General features: G+C 67.7%; 17 protein-coding genes. 12 read left to right on the top strand and 5 right to left on the bottom strand.

What is annotated here, in order from left to right:
• Positions 1-98: 98 nt before the first annotated feature.
• The gene (locus NS6_RS30050) at positions 99-1,901 is read right to left on the bottom strand and encodes a DEAD/DEAH box helicase (RefSeq protein WP_068049140.1); all 1,803 of its coding nucleotides are present in this window, start codon (positions 1,899-1,901) and stop codon (positions 99-101) included.
• Positions 1,902-2,556: 655 nt separating this feature from the next.
• On the opposite strand from NS6_RS30050, the gene NS6_RS30040 reads away from it, so the two are divergent.
• The 3 genes from NS6_RS30040 (at position 2,557) to NS6_RS30030 (ending at position 4,767) form a co-directional block, all read left to right on the top strand.
• Positions 2,557-3,693 (top strand): alpha/beta fold hydrolase, encoded by a 1,137-nt coding sequence (locus tag NS6_RS30040; RefSeq protein ID WP_371859381.1) that lies wholly within the window; start codon positions 2,557-2,559, stop codon positions 3,691-3,693.
• A gap of 41 nt (positions 3,694-3,734) precedes the next feature.
• Positions 3,735-4,436: a ferritin-like fold-containing protein gene (locus NS6_RS30035; RefSeq protein WP_068049134.1), complete on the top strand. Its 702-nt coding sequence runs from the start codon at positions 3,735-3,737 to the stop codon at positions 4,434-4,436.
• A gap of 103 nt (positions 4,437-4,539) precedes the next feature.
• Positions 4,540-4,767: a DUF3107 domain-containing protein gene (locus NS6_RS30030; protein WP_068049011.1), complete on the top strand. Its 228-nt coding sequence runs from the start codon at positions 4,540-4,542 to the stop codon at positions 4,765-4,767.
• A 62-nt stretch (positions 4,768-4,829) separates the two neighbouring features.
• Here NS6_RS30030 and fasR read toward each other — a convergent pair whose 3' ends face one another.
• Positions 4,830-5,486, bottom strand: coding sequence for an HTH-type transcriptional activator FasR (fasR, locus tag NS6_RS30025; protein WP_068049008.1), 657 nt, complete (start codon positions 5,484-5,486; stop codon positions 4,830-4,832).
• A 161-nt stretch (positions 5,487-5,647) separates the two neighbouring features.
• On the opposite strand from fasR, the gene NS6_RS30020 reads away from it, so the two are divergent.
• The 3 genes from NS6_RS30020 to NS6_RS30010 all read left to right on the top strand — a co-directional run bounded on the left by NS6_RS30020 (position 5,648) and on the right by NS6_RS30010 (position 9,041).
• Positions 5,648-6,715, top strand: a complete 1,068-nt coding sequence (locus tag NS6_RS30020; protein WP_174552648.1) for a DUF3152 domain-containing protein — start codon at positions 5,648-5,650, stop codon at positions 6,713-6,715.
• A gap of 70 nt (positions 6,716-6,785) precedes the next feature.
• Positions 6,786-7,967 carry an adenylyltransferase/sulfurtransferase MoeZ gene (gene moeZ / locus NS6_RS30015; RefSeq protein WP_068049005.1) on the top strand — a complete coding sequence of 394 codons (1,182 nt, stop codon included), beginning with the start codon at positions 6,786-6,788 and terminating at the stop codon, positions 7,965-7,967.
• Between the two features lie 219 nt (positions 7,968-8,186).
• Positions 8,187-9,041 carry a TIGR02569 family protein gene (locus tag NS6_RS30010; RefSeq protein ID WP_068049128.1) on the top strand — a complete coding sequence of 285 codons (855 nt, stop codon included), beginning with the start codon at positions 8,187-8,189 and terminating at the stop codon, positions 9,039-9,041.
• Between the two features lie 32 nt (positions 9,042-9,073).
• On the opposite strand, the gene NS6_RS30005 is transcribed toward NS6_RS30010, so the two are convergent.
• Positions 9,074-9,742, bottom strand: coding sequence for a FadR/GntR family transcriptional regulator (locus tag NS6_RS30005; RefSeq protein ID WP_068049002.1), 669 nt, complete (start codon positions 9,740-9,742; stop codon positions 9,074-9,076).
• Positions 9,743-9,807: 65 nt separating this feature from the next.
• Here NS6_RS30005 and NS6_RS30000 point away from each other — a divergent pair, with 65 nt between their 5' ends.
• The 6 genes from NS6_RS30000 (at position 9,808) to NS6_RS29975 (ending at position 17,959) form a co-directional block, all read left to right on the top strand.
• Positions 9,808-11,067, top strand: coding sequence for an MFS transporter (locus NS6_RS30000; RefSeq protein WP_371859380.1), 1,260 nt, complete (start codon positions 9,808-9,810; stop codon positions 11,065-11,067).
• A gap of 183 nt (positions 11,068-11,250) precedes the next feature.
• Complete coding sequence (locus NS6_RS29995) at positions 11,251-12,759, top strand: nitrate/nitrite transporter (protein ID WP_068048999.1); 1,509 nt, start codon at positions 11,251-11,253, stop codon at positions 12,757-12,759.
• Between the two features lie 24 nt (positions 12,760-12,783).
• Positions 12,784-15,312: a nitrite reductase large subunit NirB gene (gene nirB, locus NS6_RS29990; protein ID WP_068048996.1), complete on the top strand. Its 2,529-nt coding sequence runs from the start codon at positions 12,784-12,786 to the stop codon at positions 15,310-15,312.
• Positions 15,313-15,456: 144 nt separating this feature from the next.
• Entirely contained in the window at positions 15,457-15,855 is a 399-nt protein-coding gene (nirD, locus tag NS6_RS29985; RefSeq protein ID WP_068049122.1) for a nitrite reductase small subunit NirD, read from the top strand.
• Positions 15,852-17,072, top strand: coding sequence for a uroporphyrinogen-III synthase (locus tag NS6_RS29980; protein WP_068048992.1), 1,221 nt, complete (start codon positions 15,852-15,854; stop codon positions 17,070-17,072). Before nirD ends, NS6_RS29980 begins: the two co-directional genes overlap by 4 nt.
• Positions 17,073-17,161: 89 nt before the next feature.
• Positions 17,162-17,959 (top strand): sirohydrochlorin chelatase, encoded by a 798-nt coding sequence (locus NS6_RS29975; RefSeq protein ID WP_084471547.1) that lies wholly within the window; start codon positions 17,162-17,164, stop codon positions 17,957-17,959.
• Between the two features lie 174 nt (positions 17,960-18,133).
• Here NS6_RS29975 and NS6_RS29970 read toward each other — a convergent pair whose 3' ends face one another.
• A complete protein-coding gene (locus tag NS6_RS29970; protein WP_157113022.1) occupies positions 18,134-18,892 on the bottom strand; it encodes a chymotrypsin family serine protease in 759 nt (252 codons plus the stop codon).
• Positions 18,893-19,146: 254 nt separating this feature from the next.
• On the bottom strand, positions 19,147-19,872 hold the full coding sequence (locus tag NS6_RS29965) for a MerR family transcriptional regulator (protein ID WP_068048986.1): 726 nt from the start codon (positions 19,870-19,872) through the stop codon (positions 19,147-19,149).
• Between the last annotated feature and the right edge of the window lie 95 nt (positions 19,873-19,967).

Here is a 19,967-nt window from a genome sequence, read left to right as displayed (position 1 = left end):
GGACGGTGCTCGCGGCCCCGGCCGGCCGGCGCCGCGTACGAAATGACTCGGGCCGGTGGTTCGGTAACCGCCGGCCCGAGTCTTCGTCCTGCTGAGCGTCACTCCGGTGCCGATACGCCGTTCGACATGCTGGGCGTGGCGTCCGCGGATGCCGGCCCGTCCGAATCCTGCGCCGCCCCGGTATCGCCGCCGGCACTCTTGTCGGCCGGCTTCCGGCGCCGCCGGCGCCGCGCGGGCTTCTCGGCATCGCCGGTCTCGCCGGCACCGGACTGCTCGGCGGCGTCGCCGGCGTTCGTGTCCGTCGGCTCCGTGGCCTGGTCGGCATCGTCCGCGGCACCCTCGCCGGTGGCGGGACGCCGGCGTCGCCGCTTGCGGCGCGCCGGGCTCGGTTCCCGGTCTGCGTCCGCGTCCGCGCCGGTGGGGCCGGCGCTCGCCTCGGAAGTGGCCTCGGCATCTGTCGAATCGACTGTGCCCGTGCCATTTTCGAGAGTTTTGCCGCCGCGTGTGCGCCTCCGGTTGCGTTTACGCGGGGCGCGCTCCGGGCGTTCGACCACCACGGCGTCCGGATCGCGTTCCGGTTTCCGCGCGCCGACCGTGCCGGTCACCCCCTCCGGGATGCCCAGTTCGGAGAACAGATGCGGCGACCGCGAATATGTTTCCACCGGTTCCGGGATGCCCAGCCCGAGCGCGGCATCGATCGCCGCCCAGCGGGTGAGCTCATCCCAGTCGATCAGCGTGATCGCCACACCGGTGCGACCGGCCCGGCCGGTACGGCCGATGCGGTGCACATAGGTTTTCTCGTCCTCGGGGCACTGATAGTTGACGACATGGGTGACATCGTCGATATCGATACCACGCGCTGCGACATCGGTGGCGACCAGCACATCGATCGTGCCCTTACGGAATTTCGACAGTGCTTTTTCGCGGGCGATCTGCCCCAGATCACCGTGCACCGCGCCGACCGCGAAACCGCGTTCGCCCAGTTCGTCGGCGACTTTCTGCGCGGTCCGCTTGGTGCGGGTGAAAATCATCGTGGCGCCGCGGCTCTCGGCCTGCAGAATCCGGGCGATCAATTCACCCTTGTCCAGCGCATGGGCCCGGTACACGAATTGTGCCGTGCGATCGTGGACCGCCGAATCGTGTGGTTCCTCGGCCCGGATATGCGTCGGCCGGGTGAGGAAAGTGCGGGCCAGTGTGATGATCGGGCCCGGCATGGTCGCCGAGAACAGCATGGTCTGACGTTTATCGGGCACCATGCCGAGAATGCGTTCGATATCGGGTAGGAAGCCCAGATCGAGCATTTCATCGGCTTCGTCCAGCACCAGGACGCCCACTTTTCCGAGAATCAGATGCTGCTGATCCGCGAGGTCCAGCAATCGGCCGGGAGTTCCGACGACGACATCCACGCCCTCGCGCAGGGCCGCGATCTGGGAATCGTAGGGACGACCGCCGTAAATGGAGGTCACCCGCAGCGGTCCACGTTCGCTGCTGACGTACTTCGCCGCGTTCTCCAGGTCCTTGGTCACCTGCAGGCACAATTCGCGCGTCGGCACGATGACCAGGGCGCGCGGGGTGCCGTCCAGTGGGGTGGTTCCGGATTCCACGGTGCTGATCCGATGCAGCAGCGGAACCCCGAACCCGAAGGTCTTACCCATCCCTGTGCGGGCTTGGCCGATGAGGTCCTCGCCGCCCAGTGCCAGCGGCAGGGTGAGTTCCTGGATTGCGAAAGTACGTTCGATACCCATCTCGCTCAGGGCGCGCACGATTTCTTCGCGCACCCCCAATTCGGCGAAAGACGGTGCGGTATGTCCGGCGTCCAGCTCGGCTGTCAGCAGCGTTTCCGCCAGACCCGGTTCCGGTTCTACAGTGATCTTGCTCAGGTTCGTGCCTTCCCTCGTTATCGCGCCACACGCGCACGAGGCGTGGGGCGGACCGGTCGGCCCACGACAACCACGGATCCGCCCTGCGATATTCACCCGGGCCGCCGCCGGATGTCGGCAGGTGCCCGGATGACGGACAGCGAAGCTCGGACATCGGCGCAGCGCATCGGTGACGCGGATCTGGTGCGCGCACATTTTCCGTGGACCCCGTAGAATTCTTCGCTACCGCTCCGCCCACCCGCGGTGCGCGATTTTCGGCGCTGCCGATTCCAACGGATCGACCGAAATTCTTCGGATGTCCGTTCGCGATTGTAGCTGTATATTTTTCCGGCACCTGCGGCGGCGCGGGTTTCGGCCCCCTCGGTCCCTGCTGTCGGCACTCGATGCTCGCGGCTGCGGCGGATCGCATCGAGCGCTGACAGCAGGGACGGGCCAAAACCTTTCAGGGCCTCGCTGAACTCGGCACCGCCGTTGGTTACGTTTCGCCGGTGACGCCGAACGCCCGCTGGCGAGGTGGATCGTGATTCGCAACACATCTGCGCGGGGCGTGCATCATGAACCGGCGAACCGTTATCGACGGAAACGAGCACAGGCCGGAGCGGAAATCACTGCCACCCGCGCCGAGCCCGGCGAGGCCCTCGCCCCCCGCGCTCCGCAGGCGCGCCAAAATAACACTGTGAGTATCGCTGATCGAGGTATTGCCCTGGCCGATCGTGCCGTGCGCACGGTCGATCCCGAGGGGGAGGTGACGCGGGCCGTAGAACGGGCCGCGCGTAATGCATGGGCGCTGACGTTCGGTGACGGCGTGGAGGGGCGGCGTCCCACGCCGGCGACCGTGCTGTGGGACGAACCGCATCGGCAGTTGCGGCGTTTCGAACCGGCGCCGGTGGCCGGTCGTGGCCGGGCGCGGCCGCCGGTTCTGCTGGTGCCGCCGCTGGCCGCACCGGCCAGTTGTTTCGATCTGCGGCCGGGGCAGAGTGTGGCGGAGTTCCTGCTCGAGACCGGCCGGGCGCCCTATGTGATCGACTACGGCGAGATCTCCTACGCCGACCGGCGGATGGGGTTCGAGGACTGGGTGCACGACATCATTCCCGAGGCGATCCGGCGTACGGTCGCCGACCAGGTAAGTGCAGGCGAGGATCCGCGGGTGGATCTCGTCGGCTGGTCGCTGGGCGGCACGATGGCTCTGCTGGCGGCCGCCGCCGATACCGGGTTGCCGATCCGGTCCATCACCGCGATCGGGTCACCGCTGGACTACAACGCGATGCCCGGCACCCCGCAGTTGGCCGCGCTGGCCCGGCGTACCGGCACCGGCGCCGCGGTGGGTGCGGCGCTGGGCGCGATGGGTGGTGTTCCGGCGCCCCTGACCCGGCTTGCCTACCGCGTCACCGCATGGGACCGGGAGGTCAAGCGGCCTTGGTTCGTGGCCGGGAATCTGGCCCGCACCGAATCTCTGGCCCGGATGGAGGCCGTCGACCGGTTCATGGCGGAGATGCCGGGCTACCCGGGCCGGGTGTATCAGCAGCTGTGGAACCGGCTCGTGCTGCGCAACGAAATCGGCCGCGGGGTAGTGGATTTCGGTACCGGTCCGATCCGGTTGGCCGATGTCACCGCGCCGGTGCTGCTGGTGGGTGGGCCCTCGGACGTGATCACCCCGGCGCGTGCGGTGCAACGCGGGTTGCGCACCCTCACCGGCGCCGAGACCGTGCGCTACGAGACGGCACCCGGCGGGCACCTGGCGATCCTGGCCGGTGCCACCGCCCGTGACACCACGTGGACCTACCTCGACAAGTTCCTCACAACACCGGCGTGACCGTGATCGCCCGGCGCCGGCAGGTACTACGCTGGAGTTCCATGGGAGCACAGTCACCCGCCGCGCTGGGTGTTACGCCTGGCGAGCCGGTCGCATCACCGATTCCCGCCGAACACCCCGGTGTCACCGATCTGTTCGCGGTCCTGGCCTACGGTGAGATATCCGCCTTCTACCGGCTCACCGAGGAGGCCACGCTGTCGCCGAGTCTGCCCGGCAAGGTTGCGGTGGCCCGGATGGCGGCAGCCGAACTCGCGCATTTCGAACGTCTCGAGGCCGCGCTCACCGGACGCGGTGCCGAGGTGTACGCGGCCATGGCGCCGTTCACCCGGGCGCTGGACGATTACCACCGTTCCACCGACCCTTCGACCTGGCTGGAATCGATGGTGAAGTTTCATGTCGGCGACGGTATCGCCGCGGATTTCTACCGGGAGATCGCCGGTGCGCTGAGCCCCGATGTGGCGGCCGTGGTGCGCGATGTGCTGGCCGATACCGGGCATTCGGAATTCGTGATCGACGAGGTCCGCCGTGCGGTGGCGGCCAGCCGGTCGGAACGCGACCGGCTCACCCTGTGGGGCCGCCGCCTGCTCGGTGAGGCGATCACCCAGGCCCAGTACGTGATGGCCCAGCGCGACGAGTTGACCGAACTGGTCCTCGCGGCCACCGGCGATCTCAACGGCATCGCCACCCTCTTCGACCGTATGCAGATCGCCCATTCCGAACGCATGGCGGTTCTCGGGTTGTAGGAACAGCTGTTCGCTGAGGGCGCAGCCGGGCGTCTACCGCCCTGCTGAGACGCTCAACTAACCTTGCCGGGACAGCACAGGACTACAGGTTCGGAGGTTGGCCGTGGAGGTCAAGATCGGTATTTCGGATAGCCCGCGCGAGCTCGTCATCTCCAGCGCACAGACCCCGGACGAGGTCGAGGCACTGGTGTCCGAAGCGCTGGGCGCCTCGGGCGGGATCCTCACGCTGGCCGACGAGAAGGGCCGGAAGTACCTGATCCAGGCCGGCAAGGTCGCCTATGTGGAGATCGGTGCGGCCACCGGTGGCCGGGTGGGTTTCGCCGCGGTCTGAAGTCGGCATCCGGTAGCACGCCGAAGCCCCCGCCCGATCCGGGCGGGGGCTTCGGCTGTATATCAGACCAGTGGATGCAGCGGAACGTGTTTGAGACCGCCCCACGCCAGCGCGACCGTGGTGTCCACGGCCTCGTCCTTGGGGATCGGCCGATCGGCTTCGAGCCAGTACCGGGCGGTGAACTGGCTGGCACCCACCAGGCCCACGGCGAGGATCCGTGCACGGTAGGGATCCAGACCCGAATCGTGGGCCACCAGGTCGTACACCGCATCGACGCACGCTTCGGTGGCCTGCTCCACCCGGCGCTGTACCTGCGGTTCGTTGGTGAGGTCGGACTCGAAGACGAGGCGGAACCCCTGCATCTCGTTGTCGACGAAATCGAAATAGGCGGCGACGGCCGCCCGGACCCGCTGCTTGTTGTCGGTGGTGGAGCGCAGCGCTTGGCGCACACTCGACACCAGCATGTCGACGTAGTTCTGCAGGACCGCCAGGTACAGCTCCAGCTTGCTGGTGAAGTGCTGGTAGAGCACCGGCTTGCTGACTCCCGCGCACTGGGAGATCTCGTCCATTCCGGCGGCGTGATAGCCGCGGAGGACGAAAACCTCGCTGGCTGCGGCCAGGAGCTGCTGGCGTCGTTCGTCACGTGGAAGCCGGGTGCCACGTTTGGGGGCGGTGCGGGAAGAGGAGCGCGACGTCATCCGGTCCACGAGGTCGGTCATATTTCGGATCTCCCAGTCGATTCCCCGGCAAAGGGGTGTGTACCGGGTCTTTTGAGCACCATACTCGCTTACAGTGCTGTTGCCGACCCGGGTGGGCGAACCCGCTACCTCGGCCACCGCCGTTGCCACCGGCACCGACCCCCTGTGAGAGTGTGGACGCTGTGACCGACCGACCGGGCAGCTCTTCCGGCGGCGGGCGCAGCGCGCACCGCCCCCACGACCCAGATCTCGCCGCCGACGGCGACGCGACGAACCCGGGGGCCGGATCCGCGGTCGAGCGGGTGGACGAATCCCGGCAGCCGCTGGTCGCACGCTGGGATCCCACCGCGACCCCGCCGCCTGCCGATTCCGGGCCGGCCGGTGGGAAAAGGGCATGGTTGCGCCGTTTTGCTGCCCGCTACGGCTGGCGTGCCTACGCACTCCCCGCGTTGGTGGCCCTCACCGCTTTAGTCGCGGTCGATGCCCTCCGCTCCGGGCCGGGAATTATTGCCGAACCGGCCGATCCGGCGCCCGGCGTACTCGGAACGCCACCGGCCAGTGCGGGAATCATCGGGGCACCGCCGGGCGACGGGCGATTCCCGGAGGATTTGCCCGTCGGAGCGCTGCCGGCCGGTGGGCAGTTCACCGAGAACGGTAAAGGCACCTGGCGGGTCGTGCCGGGGACATCCGAACGGGAAGGGGCGGGGGAGCAGTACACCTTCAGCTACACCGTGGAGATCGAGAACGGCGTCGATACCCGGGCGTTCGGTGGGGACGATTCGGTGGCCCGGATGGTCGAATCGACCCTGGGTAATCCGAAGAGCTGGGTGCAGGACCGGAAGTTCGCCTTCCAGCGGATAGACAGCGGCGACCCGGATTTCCGTATCTCGCTCACCGCCCGTAACACCACCCGCGAGGCGTGCGGGTTCGAGATCCCGATCGACTCGTCCTGCTACAACTCCGACCAGGGGCGGGTGGTGCTGTCGGAGGCGCGCTGGGTCCGCGGTGCGCCGGCGTTCGACGGGGATATCGGTTCCTACCGGCAGTACCTGGTCAACCACGAGGTGGGTCATGCCATCGGTTATCACGCGCACCAGCCGTGTGAAAGCGAGGGCGGGCTGGCGCCGGTGATGATGCAGCAGACCTTCGGCACGGCGAACAACGAGATCGCCGCCCTCGACCCGTCCGGTGTGGTGCCGATGGACGGGAAAACCTGCCGTTTCAACCCGTGGCCTTATCCGCGCGGCTGATCGGGAAGAATGCTCGGTGGGCCCGTGTTGTAACCGGAACCCGGCTATTCGATACGAGGAGTTCGCAGACGTGTCATCACCGAAGTCCCTGCCCCCACTCGTGGAGCCAGCGGCGGAGCTGACCAGGGACGAGGTCGCCCGCTACAGCCGCCACCTGATCATTCCCGATTTGGGGATGGACGGGCAGAAACGGCTGAAGAACGCGAAAGTGCTCGTGATCGGTGCGGGCGGCTTGGGCTCGCCGGCTCTGCTGTATCTGGCCGCCGCCGGGGTGGGGACGATGGGCATCGTCGAGTTCGACGAGGTGGATGCTTCGAACCTGCAGCGGCAGGTCATCCATGGGGAATCCGATATCGGCCGGCCGAAGGCCGACAGTGCCCGCGATTCGATTCTGGAGATCAACTCCAATATCGACGTGCGCCTGCACAAGATCCGGCTGGAGCCGGAGAACGCGGTGGAACTGTTCTCCGAATACGACCTGATCCTCGACGGCACCGATAATTTCGCCACCCGTTATCTCGTCAACGACGCCGCTGTCCTGGCCGGTAAGCCCTATGTCTGGGGTTCGATCTACCGGTTCGAGGGCCAGGTATCGGTGTTCTGGGAGGACGCACCCGACGGCCGCGGGATCAACTACCGCGACCTCTACCCGGAGGCGCCGCCGCCCGGGATGGTGCCGTCCTGCGCCGAGGGCGGTGTGCTCGGGGTGCTGTGCGCATCCATCGGTTCGATCATGGTGACCGAGGCGATCAAGCTCATCACCGGTATCGGCGAACCGCTGCTGGGCCGGCTGATGGTGTACGACGCCCTCGATATGAACTACCGGACGATCAAACTGCGCCGCGATCCCGCGCGTGAGCCGATCACCGAACTGATCGACTACGACGCGTTCTGCGGTGTGGTATCGGAGGAGGGCCAGGCCGCGGCGGCCGGGTCCACCGTGACCGCGCGCGAGCTCAAGGACATGCTCGACACCGGCGATGTGGAACTGATCGATGTCCGCGAACCCGTGGAGTGGGACATCGTGCATATCGAGGGGGCCACGCTGATCCCGAAGGATCGCATCCTCTCCGGTGAGGCGCTGTCGGAACTGCCGCAGAACCGGAAGATCGTGCTGCACTGCAAGACCGGGGTGCGGTCGGCCGAGGCGCTTGCCGCGCTCAAACGCGCCGGTTTCGCCGATGCGACCCATCTCCAGGGCGGCGTGATCGCGTGGGCGCATCAGGTGGATCCCTCGCTCCCGGTGTACTGACAGCCGGAGCCCGATGCGCCGGGCGACCGATCCAGCGGCTACCGCCCGGTGAGTGCGGTTGTCGCCGGTCCCCGGCGCCCGGCAGCCGCCAACGGTGGAATCAGTTGGCGATATCGGCCGCGACCGGGGGTTCCGGGGTTGTGACCGGCGTGTCGCGGCACGGCTACGGATCGGTGTGGCGCACTCCACGTGCTGGGCGCCGGGAGTACGGTACGGCCCGTGACCACCACAGTCGAACCCCCCGAACATGTGCGGGCCACATTCGGTCTGCGTGAACTGGACCCGGTCGCTCTGGGCGATTGGGAGGGCGGCTGGCGCCTCGGTGATGTGGTGCTCAGCCCGGTAGCCGATCATGCCCGGGCCGCGTGGTCGGCCAAAACGCGGGAAAGCCTGCGGGTGGACGGTTTACGGGTGGCCCGCCCGGTACGGGCCACCGATGGGCGGTACGTGGTGTCGGGGTGGCGATGCGATACCTATATGCCCGGATCCCCGGAGCCGCGGCACGACGAGGTGGTCTCGGTATCGCTGCGGCTGCACAAGGTGACCGCCACCCTGGACCGGCCCCGGTTCCTGTCCCAGCCGCCGGTGACACCGTGGCTGGAGGTGGATGTTTTCGTGGCCGCGGATCGCGCGGCGTGGGAGACGGTGCCGTTGCGTACATTGCGGGCGGCGGGCGCGGTGATCGAGAATTCGCCGGACGGCCGGCACAGTCTGGACCTCATCGGCCAGCTGTCCACGCTGCGCAAACCGATTCGCACCCCGGCTCAGCTGGTGCACGGCGACCTGTTCGGCACTGTGCTGTTCGCCGGTGCGCAGATTCCCGCGCTCACCGATATCACCCCCTACTGGCGGCCGGCTGCGTGGGCGGCAGGGGTGATCGTGGTGGATGCGTTGTCGTGGGGCGGTGCCGACGAGGGATTGCTCGAACGGTGGTCGGATCTGCCCGAATGGCCGCAGATGTTGTTGCGCGCGGTGATGTTCCGGCTGGCGGTGCATGTGTTGCATCCGCGGTCGACGCCGGAGGCGCTACCGGGGTTGGTGCGTACCGCCGATATGGTCCGTTTCCTGTTGTAACCGAGCCGCCGACCGCCGCGCTGGACGCCCGGTCAGCGCTCGGGGTAATCGGCGAGCAGGGTGTTCAGGAAGCAGCGGGTGGTCTTGGCCGCGCGTTCGGCATCGCCGTCGGTGATGGCCTGCACCAGTTCGCTGTGTTCGTCGTTGTACCAGCCGTCGATCCGGTCGGTGCGCGAGCGGGTGGAGGATTCGATCCGGCCGAGCAGGGAATCGTAGAACTCCAGATACACCGCGTTGTGGCTGGCTGCCACGATCGCGCGATGTAGTTGCACATCGGCGGCAATTGCGGCGGACCGGTTGGCCGGCCAGAGCCGGTTGCGTTCCTCGAGCAGGCGCTGCATTTTGGCGATATCGGATTCGTCGCGGCGGTGGGCGGCGAGGGCGGCGGCGGTGGCTTCCAGTCCGCGGCGTAGTTCCAGGACATCGCGTTCGGCGGCCTCGGCGAAGTATTTCTCGAGGGTGCTGCCGACCTCGGAGGTCGCGATGACGTAGGTACCCGAGCCCTGCCGCCGTTCCAGCATGCCGGCGTGGACCAGCGCCTGGACGGCCTCGCGTAGCGTATTGCGGCCGGTTCCGGTCAGTTCGGCGAGTTCGGGTTCGGTGGGGATCCGCGCCCCGACCGGCCAGCGTCCCGAGCGGATATCCTCTTTGAGTTGCTCGGTGACCTGGGCGATGAGGCTGGTGCGGCGAACGCTTTGCACGCTGACAGAGTACCGCCCGTCACACCCGCCTTGTCCTGGTCATACGGTCATCCTATGATTTCTCGGTGACTGCAGCGTTGCCCGAGACCTCACGTCCGGCCGACCCGACCACCGCGGGCCGGCGACGCTCACTCATCGAAGGCCGCTTGCTGGTCCTGGCGGCAATCGTGATGTCTGCGCTCACCCTGCGGGTCGCGGTCACCGCCTTCACCCCGCTCGCCGAGGAGATCGGCGAACATATCGGCTATTCCACGGCCGTTGTCGGCGTCTTCGGAATGATCCCGACCCTGATGTTCTCGGTGACCGGCCTGCTGACTCCGCTGCTGGCGCGGCGGATCGGACTGGAGTGGACCGTCCTGGCAGCCATGGCCGCCGCCGGCATCGGCATGATCGCCCGCGTGCTCGTCTCCGAAACGGTGGGACTGCTGCTGTTCTCCGCGCTGGCGCTCGGCGGTATGGGGGTCGGCAATATCGTGGTTCCGCCGCTGGTGAAACGCTACTTTCCTGATCGCCTCGCCACGGTGAGCGCGCTCTACATAGCCATGGTGCAGATCGGTACGGTCATTCCCGCCCTGGTGGCGGTGCCGCTCGCCGAAGCGCACGGCTGGCGGGTCTCGCTGGGGGTGTGGGCGCTGCTCGGGCTCGCCGCGGCCGTGCCCTGGATCGGTGTGCTGTGGAATCGGCGCGGCCGGGCTGTGGCGGATAGGACCGGATTACCGGGCGCGCCGGGCCCTGCCCTGAAAGTATGGCGCTCGCCACTGGCCTGGGGTATGTCGGCCATGTTCGGGATGACTTCGCTGACCACCTATTCCGTATTCACCTGGTTGCCCACAATCCTGTCCGACGCCGGTGCGGATGCGGCGTTCGGCGGCTCGATGGTCGCCCTGTTCGCCCTCATGGGCCTGATCGCGGCCTTGACGGCGCCGACGGTGGCGGCCCGTATGACCAATCCCTTCCCGGTCGCTGTCGGGTGCGCGCTCTGTTTCCTGGTGGCGTTCGCCGGGCTGCTCATCGCGCCGATGAGCGCGCCGGTGCTGTGGGTGGTCATCCTCGGCCTCGGCCCCAGTACCTTCCCGATGGCGCTCACCCTGATCAACCTGCGGACGCGCACCCCGGCAGGATCGGCGGCGCTTTCCGGGTTCACCCAGGGCGTCGGTTACGCGCTGGCCTGTATCGGCCCCTTGGTGTTCGGGATGCTGCATACCGTGACCGGCGGCTGGGCGGCGCCGTTCGCGCTGCTCGGGGTCTCGGTGGTGGTACTGCTGATCGGCGCCTGGCAAGCCTGTAAACCGCGGCTGCTCGAAGACGGGCCCGTCGGAGGTTGACCGCTGCGCCCCGTACAGAGGTGTGCCCCGGGAACCGACCTGGAACGCCACGTCGACAACCGCCGGTTTCTCACCCCGGCGACGCGTTCCGCGTGAGAAACCGTTGATTCGGTGGTCATTCTGGGCAGCATCACGGCAACACCCGTTTCCTAACGTGGGGGTCGAACCACGTTGGGAGACCCCTTGAACACGCAGACAGAAAGCCGCCGCGGCGCCGGGCAGGCGTTGTTCCGGCGGCCCGCGCTGGAGCACTGGGACGCAGAGGACACTGCGGCTTGGGAGGCCGGCGGTAAGAAGATCGCCACGCGCAACCTGATCTGGTCGGTCGCCGCCGAGCACATCGGATTCTCCATCTGGTCCATCTGGTCGGTCATGGTGCTGTTCATGCCGGCCGAGACCTACGGTATCGACGCGGCCGGTAAGTTCTTCCTGGTCGCGGTACCGACCCTGGTGGGCGCGATCCTGCGAATCCCGTACACGGTGGCGACGGCCCGTTTCGGCGGCCGTAACTGGACGGTGTTCAGCGCCGTGGCGCTGCTGATTCCGACCCTGCTCACGCTGTACTTCGTGAACCAGCCGGGAACGTCCTATACGACCTTCCTGATCGTGGCGGCGTTCGCCGGCCTGGGCGGTGGCAACTTCGCCTCGTCGATGACCAATATCAACGCCTTCTACCCGCAGCGTCTCAAGGGCTGGGCGCTGGGCTTGAACGCGGGTGGCGGCAATATCGGTGTTCCGGTGATCCAGCTGCTCGGCCTGCTGGTGATCGCGACCTTCGGCAACGAATACGCCTCGGTGATCTGCGCGGCATACCTGGTGCTGATCGTGCTGGCCGGGCTCGGCGCAGCATTGTTCATGGACAATCTGCCGAATCAGAAGGCCGATTTGTCCTATATGTTCACTGCGCTGAAAGTGCCGCAGTCGTGGGCGGTTTCGTTCCTCTACATCGGCACTTTCGGCTCGTTCATCGGTTACAGCTTCGCTTTCGGGCAAGTCCTGCAGATCAGTTTCGTGGCCGGTGGTGAAACCGCGGCTCAGGCCACCCTGCACGCCGCGCAGATCGCCTTCGTCGGGCCGCTGCTCGGCTCGCTGGCCCGGCCCTACGGTGGCAAGCTGGCCGACCGGGTCGGCGGCGGCAAGGTCACCGCGGTCACCTTCGTGGCGATGATGGTCGCCGCCGTGGTGGTGGCCGTGGCCTCGACGATCGCGGATGGTTCGGCGAACGGTTTTTCCGGCCCGGTGCTGGCGGTGCTGATCGCCGGTTTCGTGGCGCTGTTCGTACTGTCCGGTCTCGGCAACGGCTCGGTCACCAAGATCATCCCGTCGGTTTTCGACGCCAAATCGCGCAGTCTCGACGGGAGTTCCGCCGAACGCGCCGCCTGGGCGCAGAACACCTCCGGTGCGCTCATCGGTTTCGTCGGCGCCATCGGCGCGCTCGGCGGCGTAGGGATCAACCTGGTACTGCGTTCGTCCTACGCCTCGACGCAGTCGGCGACCACCGCCTTCTGGGTGTTCACGGCGTTCTATATCGCCTGCGCCCTGGTTACCTGGGCGGTGTTCCTGCGCCGGCCCGCCGCCCCGGCGGCCGGCCGGGAAATCGTCGCCGGCGCCGAGGCCCTGGTCCGCCGGGCCGAATCCGGCACCTCGCCCACTCCGCCCACCGAAACCCGGTCCGCCCGGTCGTCGGCCTGATACCGGATTCCCACGGAGGACACCATGAACGCACAGCGCAAGACAGTCGTCGTCGCCGGTCACGGCATGGTCGGGCACCGCTTCGTCGAGGCGCTCCGCTCCCGGGACTCCGCCGGGCAGTGGCAGGTCGTCGTCCTCGGCGAGGAACAGTTGCCTGCCTACGACCGGGTCGGGCTGTCCTCTTACGTCGGCAACTGGGATCCGGCCGCGTTGGCGTTGGCGGGTAACGAGTACCGCGGCGACGACCTGGTGGACCTGCGCCTCGGGCAGCGCGCCGAGGCCATCGACAAAGACGCGCGAAAGGTGACCACCGCCGCGGGTGCGGTACTCGACTACGACGCGCTCGTCCTGGCCACCGGTTCCTACCCGTTCGTGCCGCCCGTGCCGGGGCACGAACACCCGGAATGCTTCGTCTACCGCACCCTCGCCGACCTCGACGGCATCAAGGCCACGGCCGAGGCGGCGGGGCCGGGGGCACACGGCGTGGTCGTCGGCGGCGGTCTGCTCGGTCTGGAGGCCGCCAACGCGCTGCGGATGCTGGGTATGACCCCGCATGTGATCGAGTACAACGACCGGCTGATGCCCGCGCAGGTCGACGAGGGCGGCGGCGCGATCCTGGAGAAACTGGTCTCCGATCTGGGACTGCGGGTGCACACCGGTGTCGGCACCCAGCGGATCGAACGGGACGAGGCGGCCGCCCCGGCCGCGCGGTTGCGGATCGGTCTGTCCGACGACACCGCGATCGATGCCGCGCTGGTGGTGTTCTCCGCCGGTATCCGTCCCCGCGACCAGATCGCCCGCGACGCCGGCCTGGAGGTGGGCTCGCGTGGCGGTATCGTCACGGATCTGGGCCTGGCCACCTCCGACCCGAATATCTACGCCATCGGAGAATGCGCCGCGGTCGAAGGTGTCTGCTACGGCCTGGTCGCGCCGGGCTACACCACCGCCGAAATCGTGGCCGACCGGTTGCTCGGGGGCGCCGGCGAGTTCCCCGGCGCCGATATGTCCACCAAGCTCAAATTGCTGGGCGTGGATGTGGCCAGCTTCGGTGACGCGCACGGCCGCACCGAAGGCGCGCTCTCGGTGGTGCTGCACGATGCGGCGCGCGGCACCTACGCGAAACTGGTGATCTCCGACAATGCGCAGACGCTGCTCGGCGGCATCCTGGTGGGCGACGCCACCCAGTATGCGGCGCTGCGGCCGCTGGTCGGGCGCCCGCTACCGGCCGAACCGGCCGCGCTGATCTCACCGGCCGGCGCGGAACTCGGCGCCGACGCGTTGCCCGACGAAGCCCAGATCTGCTCCTGCAACGATGTGAGCAAGGGTGCCATCTGCGGTGCCATCGCCGACGGTGCCTGCGATATTCCCGCGATCAAGGGCTGCACCAAGGCCGGCACTTCCTGCGGCGGCTGCGTACCGATGATCAAGAAGGTGCTCGAACAGTCCGGCGTCGAAATGTCGAAGGCGCTCTGCGAGCATTTCGAACAGTCGCGTGCCGAACTGTTCCAGATCGTGCAGGCCACCGGTATCCGCGCCTTCTCCGATCTGATCGCCCGGCACGGTAAAGGTATCGGCTGCGATATCTGCAAACCGACGGTCGCCTCGATCCTGGCCTCCACCTCCAGCGAGCACATTCTGGAGGGTGAGCAGGCCGCGCTACAGGACACCAACGATCACTTCCTGGCCAATATGCAGAAGAACGGCACGTACTCGGTGGTTCCGCGGATGCCGGGTGGGGAGGTCACGCCCGAGCAGCTGATCGTGATCGGTGAGGTCGCGAAGGAGTTCGGTCTGTACACCAAGATCACCGGGGGGCAGCGGATCGACCTGTTCGGTGCCCGCGTCGAACAGTTGCCGCTCATCTGGAAGCGGCTCGTGGACGCCGGGATGGAGTCCGGCCACGCCTACGGTAAATCGCTGCGGACCGTCAAGAGCTGCGTCGGGTCCACCTGGTGCCGGTACGGCCAGCAGGATTCGGTCGGGATGGCAGTCCTGCTGGAGAAGCGCTACCGCGGGCTACGGTCACCGCACAAACTGAAGCTGGCCGTCTCGGGCTGTGCCCGGGAATGCGCCGAGGCCCGCGGCAAGGACGTCGGCGTGATCGCCACCGACACCGGCTGGAACCTCTATGTCGGCGGTAACGGTGGTCTCACCCCGAAGCACGCGGTGCTGCTGGCAGGCGATCTGGACGACGAAACCCTGATCTCGTATATCGACCGCTATCTGATGTTCTACATCCGCACCGCGGACCGGTTGCAGCGCACTGCGCCGTGGCAGGCGGACCTGGGTATCGACTATGTGCGCGAGGTGGTATGCGCGGACAGCCTCGGTATCGCGGGCGATCTGGAAGCGGCGATGCAATCGCATGTGGCCGGCTATCGCGACGAATGGGCCGCGGTCCTCGAGGACGAACAGAAGCTTTCGCGGTTCGTCTCCTTCGTCAACGCCCCGGCCGAAGCCGATCCGACGATCTCGTTCGACGACAGCGGCGAGCGTAAAGTCCCGGTGTTGCTCGGCCTGCCCGCGATGCCCGGAGGCGGCAGTGGAATGTAACCACGGAGGGCAGCGGGGGCGGGCCGGATGGAAACAGCCTGCCCGCGATGCCGGAACCAGTCGCTACGAGTGGGAAATGACGGCTTAACCGAGTGGAAACAGTGCGCCGGTACCAATGGGTTGAGGCGTGTGGAGGAGAACACCATGACCGTGATCGATGCCCTTGGCGTTGCCCCGGCTACCACCGGATGGACGCCGGCCTGCCGACTCGACTATCTGATTCCCGGCCGCGGCGTGGCGGTGCTGTTGCCGGGCGGGGCCCAGGCCGCGCTGTTCCTGCTGCCCGAGGGCACGCTGTACGCGGTCGGCAATATCGACCCCTTCGGGCGGGCGGCAGTGATGTCGCGCGGGATCGTCGGTGATCGTGGCGGCGAGCCCGTCGTCGCGTCGCCGCTGCTGAAGCAGGCATTCTCGCTGCTCGACGGGCGGTGCCTGGACGCCGCGACCGAATCGCTGCCGGTATACGCCGTGCGCGTGGACGACGGGCTGGTCTCGATTTCCGACGAACCCCTCGTCATGGCCGTGAACGGCATTGCCGCATGACGGTTCCGGATGCGTCCGCCTCGCTGGCCGGATTCACCATCGGTATCACCGCGGCCCGGCGCGCCGAGGAATTCGCCACCCTGCTCACTCGGCGGGGCGCGGCGGTTGTGTCCGCGCCGGCCATCCGGATCATTCCGCTGGCCGACGACACCGAACTCGAACGGGTGACTCGCGACCTCGTCGCCGCCCCACCGCAGATCGCCGTCGCCACCACGGGTATCGGTTTCCGCGGCTGGATGGAGGCGGCGGAGGGCTGGGGGCTGGCCGAGCAGTTGCGTGCCACGTTCGGCGGCACTCGGATGCTGGCCCGCGGCCCCAAGGCAAAGGGGGCGATCCGGGCGGCCGAACTCCGGGAGGAATGGTCGCCCGCCTCCGAATCGTCGGCGGAGGTGCTCGACCATCTGCTCGCGGAAGGGGTCGAGGGGGTGCGGATCGCGGTGCAATTGCACGGCGCTACCACCGAATGGGAACCGATCCCCGATTTCTGTGAGGTGCTGCGCTGCGCCGGTGCCGATGTGGTGCCGGTGCCGGTGTACCGGTGGGAGCCACCCGCCGATCGCGGTCCGATGGACAACCTCATCGAGGCCATCATGACTTCGACCATCGACTGCGTGACGTTCACCAGTGCACCCGCGGTGGCGTCGATGCTGATGCGCGCCGACGAAACCGGCGTTCTCGAAGGTGTCCTGCATGCGCTGCGTAGCCGGGTTCCGGCGGCCTGCGTCGGGCCCATCACCGCGGCGCCGCTGGAGGAACTGGGTGTTCCGGTCACGATGCCTGCCCGCGCGCGGCTGGGCGCCCTGGCTCGCCATGTGGCCGAGGAACTACCGCGCCGCGCCGGCCGGATCAACGCCGCCGGGCACACCATCAGCGTGCGCGGCGCATGCGTGGTGGTGGACGGCACGGTGAAACAACTCGCTCCCGCGCCGATGGCCCTGATGCGTTCACTGGCCCGGTATCCCGGGCGCGTGGTGTCGCGCGAGGATCTGCTGGCCGCCCTGCCCGGCGGGGGCGAGGACACCCATGCGGTGGAGACTGCCATCGCCCGGCTGCGGGCGGGCCTGGGGACGCCGAAGGCGATCCAGACCGTGGTCAAACGCGGTTACCGGCTGGCCATGGACCCGGCCGAATGCACAGACAACAACAACGTCGACGCCGCGCTGCCCGCGGCTCCGGCAGGCAACACCCGCTATGTGCGCACGGTGGTTCCCGGGTGAATGCGCCGGAACTGCCCGCACCTGTTCCCTCGCCACCGCCCGCGCTGGTCTTGGTGGCGCACGGAACACGTAGCGGTAAGGGTGTGGAGATGATCGCTGCGCTGGCCGAGGCAGTGGGTCGCGAACTGGGACACCGGACGGCGATTCTTCCCGCTACGCACGTAACCGCGGTGTGCGGTTGCGTCGACGGCCCCCTCGCCGAACTCGGCGCCGGCGGGTCCACGACGAGTACATCGGTGCGCACCGCATTTGTCGATGTTCTCGGTCCGTCGCCATCGGAAGTGCTGCGCGATCTCGCCGCACAGTCTCCGAATATTGCTGATCCGGCTCCGGCTGTGCTGGTTCCGGCCTTCCTCGCTTCCGGGTACCACGTCTATCAGGATGTGCCGCGGGAAGTGGACGAGAGTGCTCATCCTGCCGTGACGGTAACGTCCGCGATGGGCCCGGATCCCGCACTGGCCCGGATCATGTCCGTTCGGTTGCGGGCCGCCGGTTGGCGCCCGGGTGACGCGGTGGTATTCGCGGCCGCCGGCTCGTCCGATCCGCGGGCCCGCACAGATGTGCGCCGCGCCGCCGCCATGCTCACCGCGCAACTCGCGACACCGGTGCGCACGGCATATGTCGCCACGGGCGCACCACGTGTTCCAGAGGTCGTGGCGAAACTGCGTTCGGAGGGGAAGCAACGGGTGTTCATCGCCTCCTATCTCCTGGCGCACGGACTGTTCCACGAACGCCTGCACCAGGCCGGCGCGACCGGAGTCGCGGACCCGATCGGCGTGCACCCCGCCGCGGTCCGCCTGCTCGCCGACCGCTACCGCACCGCGCTACGCGAACGGTTCGGCCTTCCCGCCCTGCCTCCGCTGGGGACCGCTGACCTGCGATCGTGACAACCCGAATCGAGGGATACCGGGCCGCGAGTTCCCGATCGAGTGTTGCCGACTCCGCACCGCTGGTCCGGGCGAATGCGGCGAGACAGTCGTAGGCCATGCCTGGGCCTACTGGCAGGACTGTCTGCACCGGTCGTGGCCGGTTGTCGCGGGTGCGCTGGACTCTGAACCGGGTCAGACCCGGTACCAGACGAACGGGTTGTCGCGGGTGGGGCCGTACTTGTCGATCTGATCGAAGAGCCAATCGGCGGGCTCCACCACCGCGCTGTGGCCCGCGTCCTGGTCGAAGGCCACCAGGATGCCGACGAAGGCGGCCTGCCCGTCGGAGGTCTGCCGGTACACGACCGCACCGGAATCGCCGCCCTCCGCGCCCAGCGTGTGGGTCGCATAGAGGTAGCGCTTCGTGATTTCGGTGAGCGTTCCGCAGCTCCAGCCGGTGGTCGCGCCGAGTTTGCAGACCTCCTGGTCCATCTGCGGCTTCATATCCACCGAAGACAGCCCGAAGCTGCCCATACTGGCCGCGACCCCCACGCCGTCGTACAGCCGGATCAGCGAAAACCCGAAGGTGAGGCCCTCGTCCGGCCGGTGGAATTCATACCAGCCGATCGGGTTGCTTTTCTTGTCGGTGACAACTCCGTTGCGGTAGCAGTGTCCCGCGGTGACCGCGTACCGTGCCGTGCCGATCATGCCTGTGAGCCCCACCGTGCAGCGGCTGATCTCGACCTTGCCACCCACGATCTCGCTACGCCTGACCTCCATACCGGGATACACGGTCACCCCCGGTGCACTGGCCGCCGGGGCTGCGGCCGCCCCTCCAGGGGTGGCGACCGCGACGGCGGCTACCGCACCGGCGGCCAGCATTATCACCGCGACAGCGGCCAGAAGACGAGTAGTAGCACTTCGCTCCCGCGACACCGGCACAAGCCTGACCATGGCGCACCTCGATGCTGATCGGGCGACCGCCGGCGGCAGTCGGATCGGGGAAAGATCGTAGGCGAACTGCGCCCGAGCAGGAAACAGGTAGCTTCCCGCTGGGTGGAAGTGCCCTGTCCGGGGCCGCGTATCCGGGCTCGATCCGGCAGGCGCGATAGGTGAAAAAGTAAACCACTGGCGAAGCGGCGGCGTCCGCACAGTCGAGGCGTCCGCCCGGTGTCGCCGCGTGCACCTGCAACGCCGGCGCTGACCGATCAGTCCTGCTCAGCGGCCGCGAGTGAGCGGTTCACGCGCAGGAGAACGTCGAACTGGGCCTCGTTGTAGAGGTCCTTCAGGGCCAGTGCGAGGGCCTGGGCCGCGCGCTGGGGGCCGACCGGGGAATCGTGCACTGTGTTGAGGTTCGGGTAGGTGACCTGGAGTTTGCGGGCATACGGAGTGACCTGTTCGGCAACTTTCTCCCGGGTCTGTTCGTCGGCGTCGGCGGGAAGGTTGTCGAAGTCGGCCATGGCGGGATCGGCAGCGTCGCTGGTGGTGAGCATTTCGCGCAGTGAATCCAGCGCTGTCGGTCCGAGGACCCGGTTGAGGATGACGGTGTAGGCGCGATCGGCCTCGGTGAATTCCGCGGTGATCGGCGCCAGGTCGGGTGGTAGGTCGGTGTGGGTGCCCTGGCGGAGGATGAGGGCGAGTTCCATGCGGATGCGCTGCAGGCGCTCGATGGTCGCGGCCAGTTCGGCGTCCAGCGTGTGCAGCGATTCGCGTGGGTACTCGTCCTCACCCCTCTCGGCGATCTGAGAAAGGGGGATTCCGAGGTCGGACAGGCGTTTGATGCGCAGCACGCGCAACAGATGCGCGACGCCGTAGCGCTTGTAGCCGTTGCTGCCGCGTTCGGGCTGTTCGAGGAGGCCGACATCGTGATAGTGCCGAACCGTCCGCACGTTGGTGCCGGCGAGTTCGGCAAGTTCACGAGTACTCCAGGTCATGATCGGCTCCCTAGGGTCGGATCGGGTCGGATCTGCCGGCGCGTGCCCGCCGACCTGTACTCCAGGGTGAACCCTGCCGTAACGGCATAGTCAAG

The sequence above is a fragment of the Nocardia speluncae NBRC 108251 genome (assembly GCF_001613245.1).
Lineage (GTDB): Bacteria > Actinomycetota > Actinomycetes > Mycobacteriales > Mycobacteriaceae > Nocardia > Nocardia speluncae.
The sequence above is the reverse complement of the archived record's forward strand: the minus strand, read 5'-3'. Positions and strand labels throughout refer to the sequence as shown.